Annotated in this window: 17 protein-coding genes, 2 tRNA genes, 1 rRNA gene and 1 pseudogene; 4 read left to right on the plus strand and 17 right to left on the minus strand. The window is 34.8% G+C overall.

Annotated features, from left to right (window positions below; all coding sequences use genetic code 11):
• The coding region (locus tag G577_RS11860; RefSeq protein ID WP_211219228.1) for a transposase at nt 1–146 on the plus strand (146 nt) is incomplete at its 5' end.
• 180 nt (nt 147–326) lie between these two features.
• Here G577_RS11860 and G577_RS12045 read toward each other — a convergent pair.
• The 5 genes from G577_RS12045 to G577_RS0107745 all read right to left on the minus strand — a co-directional run bounded on the left by G577_RS12045 (nt 327) and on the right by G577_RS0107745 (nt 6,485).
• The gene (locus G577_RS12045; RefSeq protein WP_155988500.1) at nt 327–476 is read right to left on the minus strand and encodes a hypothetical protein; all 150 of its coding nucleotides are present in this window, start codon (nt 474–476) and stop codon (nt 327–329) included.
• Between the two features lie 9 nt (nt 477–485).
• Complete coding sequence (locus G577_RS0107725) at nt 486–1,364, minus strand: branched-chain amino acid ABC transporter permease (protein WP_028790725.1); 879 nt, start codon at nt 1,362–1,364, stop codon at nt 486–488.
• 295 nt (nt 1,365–1,659) lie between these two features.
• A complete protein-coding gene (locus G577_RS0107730; RefSeq protein WP_234752625.1) occupies nt 1,660–2,841 on the minus strand; it encodes an ABC transporter substrate-binding protein in 1,182 nt (393 codons plus the stop codon).
• A gap of 413 nt (nt 2,842–3,254) precedes the next feature.
• Nucleotides 3,255–4,601: a TrkH family potassium uptake protein gene (locus G577_RS0107740; RefSeq protein WP_028790727.1), complete on the minus strand. Its 1,347-nt coding sequence runs from the start codon at nt 4,599–4,601 to the stop codon at nt 3,255–3,257.
• A gap of 261 nt (nt 4,602–4,862) precedes the next feature.
• Complete coding sequence (locus G577_RS0107745; protein WP_028790728.1) at nt 4,863–6,485, minus strand: glycoside hydrolase family 13 protein; 1,623 nt, start codon at nt 6,483–6,485, stop codon at nt 4,863–4,865.
• Between the two features lie 228 nt (nt 6,486–6,713).
• Between G577_RS0107745 and arsC the strand changes: the two genes are divergently transcribed.
• Entirely contained in the window at nt 6,714–7,109 is a 396-nt protein-coding gene (gene arsC / locus G577_RS0107750) for an arsenate reductase (thioredoxin) (RefSeq protein ID WP_028790729.1), read from the plus strand.
• A 127-nt stretch (nt 7,110–7,236) separates the two neighbouring features.
• On the opposite strand, the gene arsB is transcribed toward arsC, so the two are convergent.
• Both arsB and G577_RS0107760 read right to left on the minus strand, forming a co-directional pair.
• Nucleotides 7,237–8,310, minus strand: a complete 1,074-nt coding sequence (gene arsB / locus G577_RS0107755; protein ID WP_051176730.1) for an ACR3 family arsenite efflux transporter — start codon at nt 8,308–8,310, stop codon at nt 7,237–7,239.
• A gap of 83 nt (nt 8,311–8,393) precedes the next feature.
• A complete protein-coding gene (locus G577_RS0107760; RefSeq protein WP_028790731.1) occupies nt 8,394–8,756 on the minus strand; it encodes an ArsR/SmtB family transcription factor in 363 nt (120 codons plus the stop codon).
• Between the two features lie 513 nt (nt 8,757–9,269).
• Between G577_RS0107760 and G577_RS0107765 the strand changes: the two genes are divergently transcribed.
• A complete protein-coding gene (locus G577_RS0107765; protein WP_028790732.1) occupies nt 9,270–9,740 on the plus strand; it encodes a Dps family protein in 471 nt (156 codons plus the stop codon).
• A 224-nt stretch (nt 9,741–9,964) separates the two neighbouring features.
• Here the strand turns inward: G577_RS0107765 and G577_RS0107770 are convergent, their stop codons facing one another.
• The 5 genes and pseudogenes from G577_RS0107770 to G577_RS0107785 all read right to left on the minus strand — a co-directional run bounded on the left by G577_RS0107770 (nt 9,965) and on the right by G577_RS0107785 (nt 12,554).
• Entirely contained in the window at nt 9,965–10,690 is a 726-nt protein-coding gene (locus tag G577_RS0107770; RefSeq protein ID WP_028790733.1) for an SDR family NAD(P)-dependent oxidoreductase, read from the minus strand.
• A gap of 93 nt (nt 10,691–10,783) precedes the next feature.
• Nucleotides 10,784–11,362: a DapH/DapD/GlmU-related protein gene (locus G577_RS0107775; protein WP_028790734.1), complete on the minus strand. Its 579-nt coding sequence runs from the start codon at nt 11,360–11,362 to the stop codon at nt 10,784–10,786.
• Between the two features lie 208 nt (nt 11,363–11,570).
• Nucleotides 11,571–11,885: pseudogene (locus G577_RS11865) on the minus strand (type II toxin-antitoxin system PemK/MazF family toxin); the annotation flags it as partial.
• Between the two features lie 139 nt (nt 11,886–12,024).
• The gene (locus G577_RS0107780; protein ID WP_028790735.1) at nt 12,025–12,294 is read right to left on the minus strand and encodes a Txe/YoeB family addiction module toxin; all 270 of its coding nucleotides are present in this window, start codon (nt 12,292–12,294) and stop codon (nt 12,025–12,027) included.
• Complete coding sequence (locus tag G577_RS0107785) at nt 12,291–12,554, minus strand: type II toxin-antitoxin system Phd/YefM family antitoxin (protein WP_028790736.1); 264 nt, start codon at nt 12,552–12,554, stop codon at nt 12,291–12,293. The genes G577_RS0107780 and G577_RS0107785 overlap by 4 nt, the downstream gene beginning before the upstream one ends.
• Before the next feature lie 488 nt (nt 12,555–13,042).
• Here G577_RS0107785 and G577_RS0107795 point away from each other — a divergent pair, with 488 nt between their 5' ends.
• On the plus strand, nt 13,043–14,110 hold the full coding sequence (locus G577_RS0107795) for a tyrosine-type recombinase/integrase (protein WP_028790737.1): 1,068 nt from the start codon (nt 13,043–13,045) through the stop codon (nt 14,108–14,110).
• A 97-nt stretch (nt 14,111–14,207) separates the two neighbouring features.
• On the opposite strand, the gene G577_RS0107800 is transcribed toward G577_RS0107795, so the two are convergent.
• The 5 genes from G577_RS0107800 to rrf all read right to left on the minus strand — a co-directional run bounded on the left by G577_RS0107800 (nt 14,208) and on the right by rrf (nt 15,548).
• Nucleotides 14,208–14,280 (minus strand) — tRNA-Thr (locus G577_RS0107800).
• 80 nt (nt 14,281–14,360) lie between these two features.
• Complete coding sequence (locus G577_RS0107805; RefSeq protein WP_028790738.1) at nt 14,361–15,002, minus strand: NIF family HAD-type phosphatase; 642 nt, start codon at nt 15,000–15,002, stop codon at nt 14,361–14,363.
• 38 nt (nt 15,003–15,040) lie between these two features.
• On the minus strand, nt 15,041–15,283 hold the full coding sequence (locus G577_RS0107810) for a hypothetical protein (RefSeq protein WP_028790739.1): 243 nt from the start codon (nt 15,281–15,283) through the stop codon (nt 15,041–15,043).
• 67 nt (nt 15,284–15,350) lie between these two features.
• Nucleotides 15,351–15,424: transfer RNA gene (locus G577_RS0107815), tRNA-Asn, on the minus strand.
• A gap of 7 nt (nt 15,425–15,431) precedes the next feature.
• Nucleotides 15,432–15,548: ribosomal RNA gene (gene rrf / locus G577_RS0107820) — 5S ribosomal RNA — on the minus strand.
• Between the last annotated feature and the right edge of the window lie 122 nt (nt 15,549–15,670).

Here is a 15,670-nt window from a genome sequence, read left to right on the forward strand (position 1 = left end):
TTGACACGATACGCTTTCAATTGTTCCATATCGCAGGGAGAGTCACGGAACATGCGCGAAAAATTCAAGTTCACCTTTCTAGTACCAACGTTTATAACACGCTTTTCTGGGAAGTCCTTACGCGAATTCAGCGATTGAATCTTTAACTTATTCACTTCACTCTTTCCTTATAAAAAGCTTATTTTCCACCTTCTAGGAAGAACTTTATCCTTTTTTAGCGTTCTACAGTAGTTCTTTCCTGTACTTGGCTCAAAATCGACAGTAAAAATAGAAAATAACACGAACAACAACCCTGTTGACCGGCCCGATTAGTTATCCACAAATTTTTAGAAATCATTCAGGTTTATTAATATATTAACTAATGTAATTTCATAAAAAGGATCAATAATACCAAAATAAACAAATGAATCAATAGCGAAGAACCCTAACAAAGCGATAATAAACCAGGTAATATTTAATTTACTAAACAATCTCATTTTTTCCACCTACACTTTCTCTTTATTTGATTTTCCTAAAAGTCCTGATGGACGAACCAGTAGGATTAAAATCAAAATAAGGTAAACCACAGCGTCGCGTATCATGGAATTTCCATAGGCAGAAATCATTACCTCAATAATACCAATAAGGAGACCTCCAACCATCGCTCCAGGGATCACACCTATTCCTCCAAAAACAGCAGCAACAAAAGCTTTCAAACCTGGCGTCGCTCCCATCGTTGGATCAATCGTATTATAATACATGCCGACTAATAATCCACCTGCCCCTGCCAAAGCAGAGCCTAGTAAAAAGGTAAAACTAATGATTGTGTTGGGATTAATTCCCATCAATTGTGCAGCTTTTGAGTCAATGCTAACTGCACGCATGGCTTTTCCCATTTTTGTTTTTTGAACAACTAATTGTAGTAAAACCATAAGTACAAGCGATGTGCCTAATAGTAAGATTTCCATTTGGTTAATGCTTATATTTCCCAAAGTATAAGTATCATTCTGAATTAATTGAGGAAAAGACCTTGCTTCTGGTCCAACAACATAGATCATAATGTTTTGTAATAAGTACGACATAGCAATTGCTGTAATTAGTGCTGTAATACGTGGAGAATTTCTTAAAGGTTTATAAGCAACTTTTTCAATAAAGACACCTAAAAACGCTGTGACGAGCATGGTTAGTGCTAGTGTCACAAATATGTTCCATTCTAAGCTTAAAAATATAAAATAACTTACGAATGCCCCAATCATATAAATATCACCGTGAGCAAAATTAATTAATTTTATGATCCCATAAACCATTGTGTATCCTAGAGCAATCAAAGCATACACACTTCCTACTGAAAGACCATTAATTAATTGTTGGATAAAAGCTTCCATTTTTGTTTCTCCTTCCAGTAATTCTTCGTTTTCTTATATTTTCGTAATGATGTAAAAATGAAAAATATTATCCATTTTCTTTGCATCATATCCTCATCAAAGGAGAGCATTTGACATTACTATTAACAAAATAAAAGCAGACTCTTCTGAATTTTCAGTAAATTATTGCTGTACTTACCTATTATTAAATTAGTACACGGACGCCCTTTATTGTAATTTGTCAAACTAGTCTTCTATTTAAGCGTTAGAAACATGCTCTCCGATAAATGATTAAAGGATACTTACAAATAAATTTCTACTCTCCATCTGGTTCAACTTCGCTAGTTCCCACTTCTTCCCCCTCTTGAACTTCGATAATGCTAACTGTTTTAATAGGATCATGCATGTCATCAAAAGAAAAAGTGCCCGTAATACCAGCAAAATCTTCAATATTCTCAAGACCTGTATTGATATCTTCTGAATTTGTTGAGCCTGTTTCTTCAATCGCTTCTTTTAGTAAATAAACAGTGTCATAAGCTAGTCCTGCAAACATGTCCGGATCCGTATCAAAATTTTCACGATAATTAGCAACAAAGTCTTGCGTATCAGGATCATCACTGGTTAGAACAAAATGTGAGGTATGGTAAATATTATCCATATTTTCTGGAGAAGCTAGTTCATAAATGATCTCATTACCAAAACCATCTGGGCCTAAAATAGGCTGATCTATCCCCATTTCTCGAGCTTGGTTAATGATAGGTCCGCCTTCTTCATAATACCCTGGAACAAAAATAACATCAAAATCCATTTGCTCGATGTTGGTTAATTCAGCGTTAAAGTCATTCTGACCTTCAGAGAAGTTCTCAACAGACACGATCTCCCCATCAAAAGCCTCCGTAAATTCCTCCGTCAAGCCCGTTGCGTAATCACTTGAATTATCTCCTAAAATAACTGCTCTTTCTGCATCCAGTTCATCGTTAGCAAAAGTTGCTAGTGCGCCTCCCTGGAAAGAATTCGTAAAGCCTGTTCGATAAGCATATGGATGTACATCTCCATCTTCATTCGTTAAAACACCATCATCAGTCGCACTTGGAGAGATAAGTGGTACCTGAGCTTCATTTGCATTTGGAATTGACGCTTGCATAGGTCCAGTCAATGCCGGGCCAATCATCGCAACCACATTATCACGTGTGGACAAACGTGTCGCAACACTAGAGGCTTCTGCTTCATCAGATTGTGTATCATATTCTTCGATATTAATCTCTTGACCATCAATTCCACCATCTTCGTTAATTTCATCTGCTGCCATTTGAACAGCGTTTGCTTGAGTATTTCCATAAGCGGAGGCAGAACCAGTTAGTTCAAACATTGAACCAATATTAATCGGTTCTCCATCTTCAGCAGTATTTCCTTCTTCTCCACCACTACCACTAGAACATGCTGTAATAAATAGCGTGGAAAAACCTATAGCCCCCAAAAACCATTTTTTCATTTGCATAACATTTTTCCTCCTCAGGGTAATTTATTAAACACCATCAAAAATTAAAACTATTCGTTGAATAATAACCAAAAAAAGGCGGCAACCCGTTTCATGGGCTGCCGCCTTAGTTAAGAGCCCAATCCACGAGAAATAGGACTCTACTAAAAATAGGTAGAATCCTGGCTACTTAACTAATAATAATAATTCTTGATGTGACAAAGGCGTAGAAACAACGCTATTGACATTCATTTGTGAAGTTACTGTCTTATTCATTATCTCTACCCCTTTCGTTTAATTGAAATTATAATAACAAATTAAATTAATCACTGCAATACTTATTTTTATTTTGTTTGAATATTTTGATAAATTTCTTGTAGTTAAGGTTATAAAAATATTCCAACTATTATGATTACGCTATTAGCATATGAGAATTATCCAATAATGATAGTCTCCTCAGGATATTTAAAGCTCGCTTCTTTTTGATTCGCGCGTAAAACTAGAGAGAAAAAGACGGTCATAACGCCCACCCTACCTATAAACATCAATAGTAAAATAATGATTTTTCCTATAATAGTTAACTCTGGTGTAAGCCCCATAGTAAGCCCGACAGTTCCAATAGCTGAAACCACTTCAAATACTATATATTCTAGTCCTAATCCATTAACATCCGGAATGACTTCAGTAATAGAAAGAATCATTGTGCTTAAAATAATAACAGATAAGAACAAGAAAAATAATGTAAACGCCCGTGTTACAGTACCTTCTCTAATCGTACGATCATGAATTTCTGCATGACTACGACCCTTAAATGTACTATATATTTTTATTAATAATACAGCAAAGGTCGTTGTCTTAAGGCCTCCTGCTGTCGATCCGGATGTCCCTCCAATAAACATCAAAACCATTGTCAGCATCAAACCTGCATGTGTCATTGAGAAATAATCTATTGAATAAAAACCAGCGGTACGTGGCGTAACTGACATAAAAATCGTATTAAAAATGCGTTTACCAAAAGCCCCCGTGCTAAGCTCAGGATTATTATATTCTGTAATAAGAAAACTTAACGCCCCTAGTACCAACAAAGATGCAGTTATCCATAGAGCCAATTTACTATGTAAACTTAATTGTCGTTTTCCTTTAGCCCTTAACAATAGATCGCTCCAAACAAAGAACCCAAGACCTCCTGCAATAATTAAAAAGCTAATAACCATTAAAACCCAAGGATTATTTTGAAACCCCACAAGACTATTTCCAAACAAATCAAAACCAGCGTTACAAAAACTGGAAACAGCATGAAAAAGACTATACCATAACCCTTTTTTCCATCCAAATAGGGGAACAAAATATATTCCTAGTAAAATAACACCTAACACTTGTATAGCCGATGCAGTTTTTATTATGTTTAACAATGACCGTATTTCTCCTGACATACGGTCAGAATTTAAGGTCTCCTGTAAGACCATTCGTGTACTTAAGCTAATTCTTCTTTTGGAGAGTACAAAAAAGAACACTGGAATTGACATAAAACCGAGAGCGCCAATTTCAATTAACAATAAAATCACCGACTGGCCAAAAACTGTCCAATGTTCACTAGTCGTCAACGTCGTTAGCCCGGTAATACAAACCGCTGAAGTAGCAGTAAACAGTGAATCTATAAATGAGGTAACTTCACCACTTCTAGATGAAATTGGGAGCATTAAAATACCAGCCCCAATTAAAATCAAACCAGCAAACCCTAAAGAAATTGTTTGAAAAATAGATAGATGCTTTTTTCTCATCTCTTTTATCCTCTCTTTCCCCTTGAAATAAGCTTATTATAATAAATTGCATCTTAAGTTTCAACAATTACTTTGTATTCTTTACTTAATATCATCAGAAGTCCAAGCTTTGGTCATGTGTATTGGTTAGTAAAGAAATATAAGAGAGATCTATTACTTACGAGAAAATGTACATTTATACAAGAAAACATTCTAAAAATAACCCGAGTAGAAAAGAAGAACAGCGCATATAAAAAACCATTTTTATTCGACAATTTTTTCCTATTTAATTTTTGCTACAAATGCTTGCCATGGCTGTAATGTAATATCTTTTAATGTTGTTACTCTATCAGATGTATTTTGTATAATGATTTCTTCGATTTCTTCTTTTGAAGAAAAAAATTGTTCTTCATTGGAAAAATTTGTCACAATCAACCAACGTTCTCCGTTGTACATCCGATAATAGCTAAATACCTCATCGACCGTATCCACTAATTCAAAATCTCCCCAAACCATAATTGGATGATCTTTACGTAATTGAATAAGCTTTTGGTAGGTATAAAAGACAGAATTAGGGTTATTCAAAGCTGCTTCAACATTAATTTCTTTATAGTTTTCATTCAAAGCAATCCAAGGAGTACCCGACGTGAATCCACCGTTTCTACTGGCATTCCAAGGAATTGGGCGGCGAGAGTTATCTCTTCCTTTTGCGTTAATAGAAGCTATAATCTCTTCCTTTGCATAACCTTCTGCTAAACGTTCATGATACATATTGATCGACTCAATATCCTTGATTTCTGAAATATCGCTGAAAGGTGTCCCCGTAGCACCAATTTCTTCTCCCTGATAAATATAGGGCGTTCCTTTCATCATATGCAATAAAATGGCTAGCATTTTCGCACTTTCTACACGATATTCTTGATCATTACCCCATCGCGAAACAATACGTGGTTGATCATGATTATTCCAGAACAACGAATTCCAGCTTTGGCCATCTAATTCTGTTTGCCATTTAACTAAAACCTCTTTCAATTCTGCAATATCAATGGACTTTAAATCCCACTTTTCTTTGCCCTTCTGTTTATCCAAACCAACGTGTTGAAATTGAAAGACCATGGATAATTCTTTACGGCTAGGGTTCGAATATAATTTCGCTGTTTGTGGAGTAACAGCCATCGTCTCACCAACAGTAAGTAAATCATGATTACCAAAAGTAGCCTCATGCATTTCCTGTAAATAATCATGTAATTTGGGGCCATTCGTGAGTATTTTTTCTTCTGGGACTTTTCCAATGAGATCAATCACATCCATTCGAAAACCACCAACACCCTTATCAATCCAAAAATTCATCATATCGTAGATCGATTGACGCATTTCTTCATTTTTCCAATTCAAATCAGGCTGCTTTTTACTAAAAAGATGTAGATAGTACTGGCCGCTTGCTTCATCAAACTCCCAAGCTGATCCGGAAAACATTGAGGTCAGATCGTTAGGTGGTCCACCATTTTCAGAAGGATCTTTCCAAATATAATAATCACGATAGGGGTTATCTTTTCCTTTTTTCGCTTCAATAAACCATTGGTGCTCATCTGAAGTATGATTGACTACTAAATCCATAATCACTTTGATGTCACGTTTATCAGCTTCTGCTATTAGTTTGTCCATGTCCTCCATGCTTCCAAATTCGTCCATAATTGATCGATAATTAGAAATGTCATAACCATTATCATCATTTGGAGATTGGTAGACAGGAGAAAGCCAAATCGCTCCGATCCCTAGTTTCTCCAAATAGTCCAACTTTTCTATGATACCTCTTATATCTCCGACACCGTCACCATTACTATCTTTAAAGCTCCGTGGATAAATTTGATACACAACCACTTCTTGCCACCAATGTTTTGCCAATTTATAGCCTCCTCATGTATGATTATAATATAGATGTCGATGTATATTAATGTCATCCTAATATACTTATAAAGAATTATCAACTACACGAAAAATTGGTTTGGAATCAACCAAAACCAAGATTCACATTTTATAACGAATGACGGAATGATGACTTATTAAAACATGTTTAATTGAAATGAACAACGTTGTTATCTTTACTATTTTAGGGAAAAGGAGGAACTAATCATGGGGAAAAAAACAGTTTATTTTATATGTACAGGTAATTCTTGTCGCAGTCAAATGGCCGAAGGTTGGGGTAAAAAAATACTAGGTAAAGAGTGGAATGTATATTCTGCTGGCATTGAAACTCATGGTGTAAACCCTAGAGCAGTAGAAGTCATGAAAGAAATAGGAATTGATATTTCAAACCATAATTCTGATTCGATTGATAGTAAAACCTTAAAACAATCAGATTTAGTGATAACTTTATGTAGTGATGCAGATAAAAATTGTCCTATATTGCCTCCCCATGTAAAAAAAGAACATTGGAAATTCGACGACCCGGCAGGTCAAGGTTGGCCAGTGTTTCAACGTGTTAGGGATGAGATTCGGTCAGCTATTGAAAAATTTCACTCAAGATAATCATTATCGAAGCTATGGCATAGATGAAACGAAGACAAAAATATTATTAAGTTAACATCTACTAAGTATCAGCAGATGTTAACTTTTTTTAATAGTTAATCACTATTTTTTATTTTGCGATAATTGTTTAATATTCATACTTATCAAACCAGTGCTTCGTTTTATTTGAAAATTTCACTAGCAATAGCATTATCGGGACCTCTATTAAAACACCAACCACAGTGGCTAAAGTGGCCCCTGAATTTAACCCAAATAATGAAACCGAAACAGCTACTGCAAGTTCAAAAAAGTTACTTGTTCCAACCATTGCTGCTGGCGCTGCTATAGAAAAAGGTAATTTACATGCTCTTGCTCCACCATACCCAAGAAAGAAAACAGCAATGTTTTGAATAACCAGGGGGATAGCAATTAATAAAATATGAAATGGATTACTTAAAATTTGGTCTCCTTGAAAAGAAAAAATAATAATTAACGTTAATAATAAGCCGATCCTCGTCGTTCCATCAAATTTATTTACAAACGTATTCTCAAAATAACTTTTGCCCTTGTTACTTATTACATACTTTCGAACAATAATTCCTAAAGCTAGAGGAATAACAATAAAGACAAATATCGAAAGAAAAAGGGTTTCCATAGGTACGGAAACATTTCCTACTCCTAATAAAAGAGCGACAATCGGAGCATACAAAAAGAGAACAATAATGTCGTTTATAGAAACTTGTAACAACGTGTATGCTGGATCTCCCTTAGTTAAACTACTCCATACAAATACCATTGCTGTACAAGGGGCTGCGCCCAACAAAACAGCTCCTGCAATATATTCTCTAGCTAAATCTGTATCTAAAAAAGGGCGAAATACAAATAAAAAGAAAAAAGCAGAAATGGCAAACATAGTGAACGGTTTAATTAACCAGTTAATCGTAGTTGTTAACATGAGACCTTTAGGTTTTTTTCCTGCATGCAAAAGACTGCTAAAATCTATTTTTAACATCATTGGAAAAATCATTAGCCAAATAAGAATTGCTGTAGGAATTGAAACATTATAATATTCAAATTGATTTAAAAATTCTGGAATTGCTGGTACGAGTTGACTTAATAAAACCCCTGCAATCATAGCAAGTGCCACCCAAAGTGACAAATAACGTTCCCATAATCCCATACCAGTATTTTCCTGCGAGTTTATTTTCTCCTCTTGGTTCATATCACTTTCTCCTTAATTTTTTCGAAATAACAAACGGTAAAATAAATGATAAAAAAGTCCTTTACACGGTGATAATTTTTATTTCACCAGATATTATCTTTATTAGGCTTTACTTTCTCTCTATTATTTACTGAACAATTCTTATTTGCAATAGTATTGCAAATACAATCGTCGGTGTTTTGCCTCAAATCTTGAACAATAGTAGAGAGAGCTTTCATATGACTCTCATTTAATGAATAATTATGCCACGTCCCTACTTTTCTTGTTTTCACAATTCCTGCATTGATTAATACTTTCATATGATGGGATAACGTAGGTTGAGTGAAATCAAAGAGTTCTAATAGATCGCATGCGCACCGCTCTCCACAAGACAACATATCAACAATTTGTAACCTTGTGGGATCTCCCAAGGCTTTAAAAACTTTTGCAGTTAATTCATAATGCATTTTTAGCTCTCCTTACATAGATAATTATCTATATAAAGTCAACATTTCTCTTAAAGTGAATAGAAAAGACCTTTTCTTATTCCAGATAGCTATCTTTCTTAATAAAGTACATAAGCGCATCTAATAAAAATTCATTATTTCATTTATTTTTTCGTTGAATGGATTTTTTTCAATAAATACTTGTCGAATAGCTTCATCTTCTATTTCATATATTCTCTACGATGAATATGCTTTTAAGTAAAGATGAAAATGGTATTGTTTTTAAAATAGATAAGTTAAAGAATTCTTCAAAAAAGGATTGTCATTTTATATACAATAGCTTAAAATACTTAATAGATTATAATAATTCTAATCTAAACTTTTTAAGTTTATCAAAGGAGCGTGATTCTAAAAAATTCCTTTTTTGGTTTGTAGGTCGTAACCATGACAAAAAGACGCAAAGGATAAGGGATAATTGATAATCGTTATCAATTAGGTAGTTCGTTTAGCATATAAAAAGAGGAGGAAATTTCAATGAAATTTGAAAAGACAAAAGAAACACTGAATCAATTAGTAGCAGATTTAAGTCAATTTGCCGCTGTGATTCATCAAATCCATTGGTACATGCGTGGACCAAAATTCTTAACATTGCACCCAATGATGGATGATTATATGGATGAAATTAACAACCAGTTAGATGAAATTGCAGAACGCTTGGTCGCATTGGACGGTTCTCCTTATTCCACGTTGCAAGAATTTGCTGATCATACGGGGATCAAAGATGAAGTTGGTACTTGGGATCGTTCAATGAGCGAACGTTTGGAAACTTTAGTATCTGGTTACCGTTATTTGGCAGACCTTTATCAAAAAGGGATTGAGGTTTCTGGTGAAGAAGGCGATGATGCCACACAAGATGTCTTTATTGCTTATAAAAGAGATATCGAAAAAAATATATGGATGATTCAAGCTGAACTTGGTCATGCGCCCAATAATGATCCGGCATAGAAATTTTTACTTGCCTAAACATACTCTGATTAGCTGTTAAAAAAACAAAGCTTTCTTTCTATCAGCAAAGAGCGAGGTTCAGAATTTATAAAAAAAAAGAAGAACCGGAAAATGAAGATTCATTTTAGACTCTCCAATTTCTAGCATTGGTACCCAAGAAATCGTTTCCTGCGGCCAGTGCTAGTTTTTTTCTTTTGAGAAAAAAATAAAATAGATTCCTTCTCCTATTTTTCTAATTTGATTTTTGTAAGTTTTTCTAACTTTGTTAATAAATTATTTTGTAAATCAACAGTATCAACGCGTTCATCATAGTGTGTTAGTTTCTTATGATAATAGTAATTTCCTGATTTCAATACTTGGCTATCTGTTGCAGTTGCGAGCCAGATTTGTGACAAGTATCCGTCTTGCAGGCTATCATTTGCAGCAGTGCCTCCCATTCTCGTAGGCACCCAACCTGGATCCACTGCATTTACTATTATATTCGGATACAAACGTGCTAGCGACTTCATTAGTAATAATATCGCTAACTTAGAACCAGAGTAGGTTACACTCTCTGCTAAATTATTAATATCCAATTGGGAATTGGGATGCATGTCTGATGACACGTAAATCAGTCGTTCAGTTTTCTCAATTAATTTTGTCAACATATAAGGCGCTTCTATGTTGACTGTAGCAGTTATTTTACTATCGGATGTCATTACACCAGCATTATGAATCACTGCATCAAAGGGACCTAATTGATTTACTTGATCGGCTATAGAGATAATCTCTTCTTTTTTTGATAGGTCACCAACCACCACATGACTAGCTTCTGGATTTTCTTTTAAAGCGTCCTCTGCTCGTGTATCATTTCGAGCATGCAAAACGACCTCACTACCTTCTGCAATCAACTCTTTAGCCGTGAGTGCGCCAAGTCCTGTAGAAGAACCCGTAATAAAAACCTTTGCCATAATAAACCTCCTGCATCTTTTAATAAATAGAATTTAAAGGCTTTATAATTAAAGTCAAAATTCTTAAACAAACATAATCCAGTGTTTTTCTTCTTATTTTAATTTGTCTTCCAAGTGACTAATCAACTTCGCTGGGTTTCCCCCTACAATCGTATTAGGAGCTACATCTTTAGTCACTACTGAACCTGCAGCAACAACTGAATTTTCCCCAACAGTTACGCCAGGAAGAATGGTTACATTTGATCCAATCCAAGTTTTTTCTTTTAGTACAACAGGAGCTAAATGCAATATGCCACGATTATCTGGATCGTAATCATGGTTAATCGTCGCCAAAACCACATTATGTCCGATTAAACTTTGGTCTCCAATGGTAATGCCACCTTGGTCTTGAAAACGACACCCGGAATTAATAACGGCATCTTTTCCAATGCGTATATTCTTACCAAAATCGGTGGTAAAAGGCAAAAATAAAGAAAAATTTTCATCTAACTCTTGCCCAATAATCTGAGACATTTGTTGTCGAATTTCTTCATCCGTATAAACTCCTGTATTAAGTTTCATACATAATTCCCGCGCTTCATTAGATACTTCATCCATCATTTGAATAGCCTCAGTATTTGGGTAAAGCACACCTTTTTCTGCAATTTCTCTTAAAAGCCCTTGTAATTCCATTTCACTTTTCCTCCTCGTTATCATTTTTTTAATTTACACGCCTGGCCTTAATTATCATTTTCAGTATTAAGTTAATATTAAATTCCAGAGTATACTTGAGAATTCGTTCTATCTTCTTAGGTAATTTTCCGAATTACTTTACAAGGCACGTCGCTTGCGATTACCTTTGAAGAAATACTTTTTGTAATTATGTCCCCTCAATTTTAGATCAAAAATTAAAGTTAAAATTTAAAAGAAAATGTTGGGCTATATTCATCAATTCCTTTTGCGTGACTCTTCCAACAATTTGGATTTTTCTTCCACCTTGTTCGGTATAATCCAAGCTATAGACTTGCTTTGTATTTATTTTACTGTTCTCACTTAATTTTTCATTTTGAATTGAAACAAAATAGGGGCGCTCTTTATCTGTCGAGGTAATGGGACAAACAATGATTAAATTCGATGCTAAATTATATTCATCACGACTAATAACGACAGCCGGTCTTCTTTTCTTTATTTCACTACCTTTTGAAGGCTCAAAATCACATTAAAAAACTAGAAATATTATCAAAAGGGACTACTTATGTCACAGCCCCTTTTTTTATTTTGATATAAAAGTATCCATTTTCTAATAGAATTAAGTTACGTAACGAAATGATAAGATAAAAAAATTCTTGTCACTTTTATTGATAATGAGACCATGCAGAATAGATATATACTGTTTTCGTAGTCTCATCAACATGATAAACGACACGATGCTGCCGATTAATTCTACGTGAATATCTGTCAAGATGCTTCGGTTGTAGTTTCTCAAAAGATTGTGTGGGAAGATAAGGATCCTCTTTTAACGTTTGTACAATTCGCTCAAAAGAAGGTTGTAGGCTCGATTGCCTAATTTTTTTTAAATCCTTTTTTGCTCCTGAATGAATTTTCACCTGGTAACTCTGGCTCATAGTTCCTCCCAGTCGATATCATCGACATCGATAAATTCACTAGAATCTTGCTCTCGTTCTCGAACTTTATCTAAAACACCGGTTTCTTCTAAATACAAAGTTTCTTGAATCGAACGCCAGTCTTCTAAACTTATCAAAACAGCATTATTTTCGCTTCGTTCACTTACAATCTCAACTTCTCTATGATTCTCGTTAACTTCTTTTAATAAACGATAAAAGTTTTTGCGCGCTGAACTAGGATTCATAGGTGTTTGTTCCATGAGTCAATCCCCCCTCTTTCATTAATAAAATAGTTTTCAATTCTATAGTTAATTATAAAGTACTTAATTAAGTACGTCAATTAAAACATTTTAGTATTTCAAGTTCTTTGCGTTCTTTCTAATTATATTTAATAAAAAACATAAAAATTGCAACAAATCCCCTATTTAAATTGGGACATAGAATGAAGGGATATTTTGTCTACTTTTTCCATTTGTCAGATATGCCAAGTAACTATTTACTTGGAACGTTTCTACTAATTCTAAGGGACATATTATGAATACTTTCTTTAGGGATCCACGTTTTAGACAAATTAGAAAAAAAGTCGGACGTAAATGGATTTTCCCTGTTCAAGAGACCCATACTTTTCTTAAACAATGGATATTAGAACAACCAAATGAGTAAAAAATTGAAAAGCGGAGGACAGTTTGGTATGGTAAGCGTGTATGTAGCTGTTCTCTTTCAATTCACTTGAAAGGTTTGAAAGAAAATGGTAATTGAAAAAATAAAAAGGAAAAACATCATTATTGCTTATCGTTCGAAAGTTTATTTTAAAGGCAAGCGATATGTAGGTAGTAACAGAAAAACAAGGAAAGAAGCTGAATTAGATGAAGTAAATCAGAGAAGAGAGTTTCTAACTGGAAATTATCTAGAGGAAACAAATAAAACATTAGACCAAGGTTTTGATGATTATATTACCTTAATAGCACCGAAAAAATTGTCCTACAAAGCGCTAAAGGTTGCTCAAGCAAATTATAAAAACCATATCCAACCTGAGCTAGGACAACATCTGCTAAATGATTTAAGGCCCTTAGAGATTCAAAAGTTTCTGAATAAAAAGGAAACTAAGTTGACAGGTGGCACTGTTGTAAAATTTTATACTTTACTCAATCAGATTTACAAAATGATGCTTAGCTGGAACGAACTAAAAAATAATCCTTTACAAGGTGTATCTAAACCCAAAGTAGAGTATAAACCTAAAACAACGTTGTCCAAGGGAGAAGCCCATCGTTTCTTATCGGTCGCAACAAATTATCAAAGCTATATGGCATTCTGGCTTGCTTTACAATTCGGTTTAAGACTAGGTGAAGCTTTGGGGATACAATGGCAAGACATCGACCTCAAGCATAATATTCTTTATATTAGACATGCTTATCATGAAGAAGAAGACAAGCTAGGGCGTTTAAAAACAAAATCATCTAAGCGCTCAATTCCGCTTTCCCAGTACCAAGCGGAATATTTAGCAAAGTACAAGGAAAAGCAAATGCCTAGAAGTTCTCTAGTAGCTTCTAATACTAAAGGTGGCTTCTTGATAAAAAGTAATATCAAGCGTGCAAGAATTCAAATTTGCAAACGAGCTGAGGTGCCTAATGTGACTTTTCATGAGTTACGACACACGCATGCTACTCTAATGCTTGAAATGAATGAACATCCTAAAATCGTTCAGCAACGACTAGGACACGAGAAAGTGGAAACCACTTTAGATATTTATTCTCATGTACGACCGCAAATTCATCAAGAATCGGCGGAACGTTTCTCGAAATTTTTTGAAGGATAAAAACTCGTCCCTATTTCGTCACCAAAATCGTTATTATAAGAAAATTATCAATGGAGATACAAAAAAAGAACCTTGATATATCAAGGTTCCCAAGCCAAGCCGTCTGCCAGATTCGAACTGGCGACCCCCACCTTACCATGGTGGTGCTCTACCTGCTGAGCTAAGACGGCAATTATTTCGCACAAAATATAGGTTACCTAAAACAAGTATAATTGTCAACCACATCTTGTATTTTTCTAATAACTGTTTGTTATTGGAAAATATTTAGTAGCTCAGTAGGTTTACTTATTATTTTTTGGGCTCCAGCTTCTATGAGTTCCTTTTTCTCACCAAAACCGTAAAGCACACCTATACTATCAATGCCATTTTCTTTGGCTCCAGTAATGTCATGAGCTCGATCTCCAATCATGACTACAGTTGAGAGATCTCCTATCTTTTCTGCTTTTAAAGCATCATGAATAACTCCTTTTTTATCCGAACGTACACCTTTTAAATCCGCACCATAAATACCATTAAAAAATTTCATATAGTCTAAATGTTTCATGATTTTTACCGCAAAAAATTCTGGTTTGGATGTCGCAATAAACAGTTCATATTTTTCTGCTAGTTGCGTTAAAACTTTTTCAATCCCTTGATACGGCGTTACTTGATACATCCCTTTTTCTTTATAAAGTGTACGATAATGATCAATAGCCTCTTTTGCCTCATCTTCTGACATACCAATATTGAGGAAAGATTCCATTAATGGAGGACCGATAAAGGTTTTTAAAGTTTTTTGAGGAAGTGGACTACGATTCATTTCTTTTATAGCATAATTAAGTGAAGCGTAAATCCCTCTACTTGAATCAATGATTGTTCCATCTAGGTCAAATAAAAGCTTTGTCTTTTCCAAAAATTCAACTCCTTTTTACTCCCATTCATTTTAGCATATCATTTTTCCTTTTCAATTGGCTTTTTCCAGTTTTCTTTAAAAAACGGAATTAAGTCTTCACCTGCTACTTCTCCAATATCTGTTACATGATATTTATTTGCATGATTTAGGTGAGATGCATGTTCTTCATAATAGTCTACAGCCTGAATGGTATCAATAACTTCTGCTCCAGCTTGTCTGCGTTCTTCATGAGAAATAAGCGAATATTGTGTAAATGCAGTTTTAGCACCTTTACTTGACAAAATATATAGATAAAAAAACGACCCAAGAAAAAGTTTCTAAGGTCGCTTTTGCAACTGTTAATTCAAACTCCGGCAGTAGGACTCGAACCTACGACATCATGATTAACAGTCATGCGCTACTACCAACTGAGCTATGCCGGAATGTTCGGCGTGGCGATGTCCGACTCTCACAAGGGGAAGCCCCCTCACTACAATTGGCGCTAAGAAGCTTAACGACTGTGTTCGGCATGGGAACAGGTGTCTCCTTCTTGCTATCATCACCACACACACGGAAATGGATGCGTCCATTCCCTCAAAACTGGAGAAAAAGAAACCATCAACCTTCCTTGGTTAAGTGCTCGATCGATTAGTATCCGTCCGCTCCAACCCTCACGGGTCTTCCACTTC

The organism is Tetragenococcus muriaticus DSM 15685 (assembly GCF_000423785.1).
In the GTDB taxonomy this organism is placed as follows: Bacteria; Bacillota; Bacilli; order Lactobacillales; family Enterococcaceae; genus Tetragenococcus; species Tetragenococcus muriaticus.

Excerpts from the sequence above, each read along its gene's own strand:
- G577_RS12045 (WP_155988500.1), bottom strand. The coding sequence starts at position 476 with ATGAGATTGTTTAGTAAATTAAATATTACCTGGTTTATTATCGCTTTG.
- G577_RS0107725 (WP_028790725.1), bottom strand. The coding sequence starts at position 1,364 with ATGGAAGCTTTTATCCAACAATTAATTAATGGTCTTTCAGTAGGAAGT.
- G577_RS0107730 (WP_234752625.1), bottom strand. The coding sequence starts at position 2,841 with ATGCAAATGAAAAAATGGTTTTTGGGGGCTATAGGTTTTTCCACGCTA.
- G577_RS0107740 (WP_028790727.1), bottom strand. The coding sequence starts at position 4,601 with ATGAGAAAAAAGCATCTATCTATTTTTCAAACAATTTCTTTAGGGTTT.
- arsC (WP_028790729.1), top strand. The coding sequence starts at position 6,714 with ATGGGGAAAAAAACAGTTTATTTTATATGTACAGGTAATTCTTGTCGC.
- arsB (WP_051176730.1), bottom strand. The coding sequence starts at position 8,310 with ATGAACCAAGAGGAGAAAATAAACTCGCAGGAAAATACTGGTATGGGA.
- G577_RS0107760 (WP_028790731.1), bottom strand. The coding sequence starts at position 8,756 with ATGCATTATGAATTAACTGCAAAAGTTTTTAAAGCCTTGGGAGATCCC.
- G577_RS0107765 (WP_028790732.1), top strand. The coding sequence starts at position 9,270 with ATGAAATTTGAAAAGACAAAAGAAACACTGAATCAATTAGTAGCAGAT.
- G577_RS0107770 (WP_028790733.1), bottom strand. The coding sequence starts at position 10,690 with ATGGCAAAGGTTTTTATTACGGGTTCTTCTACAGGACTTGGCGCACTC.
- G577_RS0107775 (WP_028790734.1), bottom strand. The coding sequence starts at position 11,362 with ATGGAATTACAAGGGCTTTTAAGAGAAATTGCAGAAAAAGGTGTGCTT.
- G577_RS0107780 (WP_028790735.1), bottom strand. The coding sequence starts at position 12,294 with ATGAGCCAGAGTTACCAGGTGAAAATTCATTCAGGAGCAAAAAAGGAT.
- G577_RS0107785 (WP_028790736.1), bottom strand. The coding sequence starts at position 12,554 with ATGGAACAAACACCTATGAATCCTAGTTCAGCGCGCAAAAACTTTTAT.
- G577_RS0107795 (WP_028790737.1), top strand. The coding sequence starts at position 13,043 with ATGGTAATTGAAAAAATAAAAAGGAAAAACATCATTATTGCTTATCGT.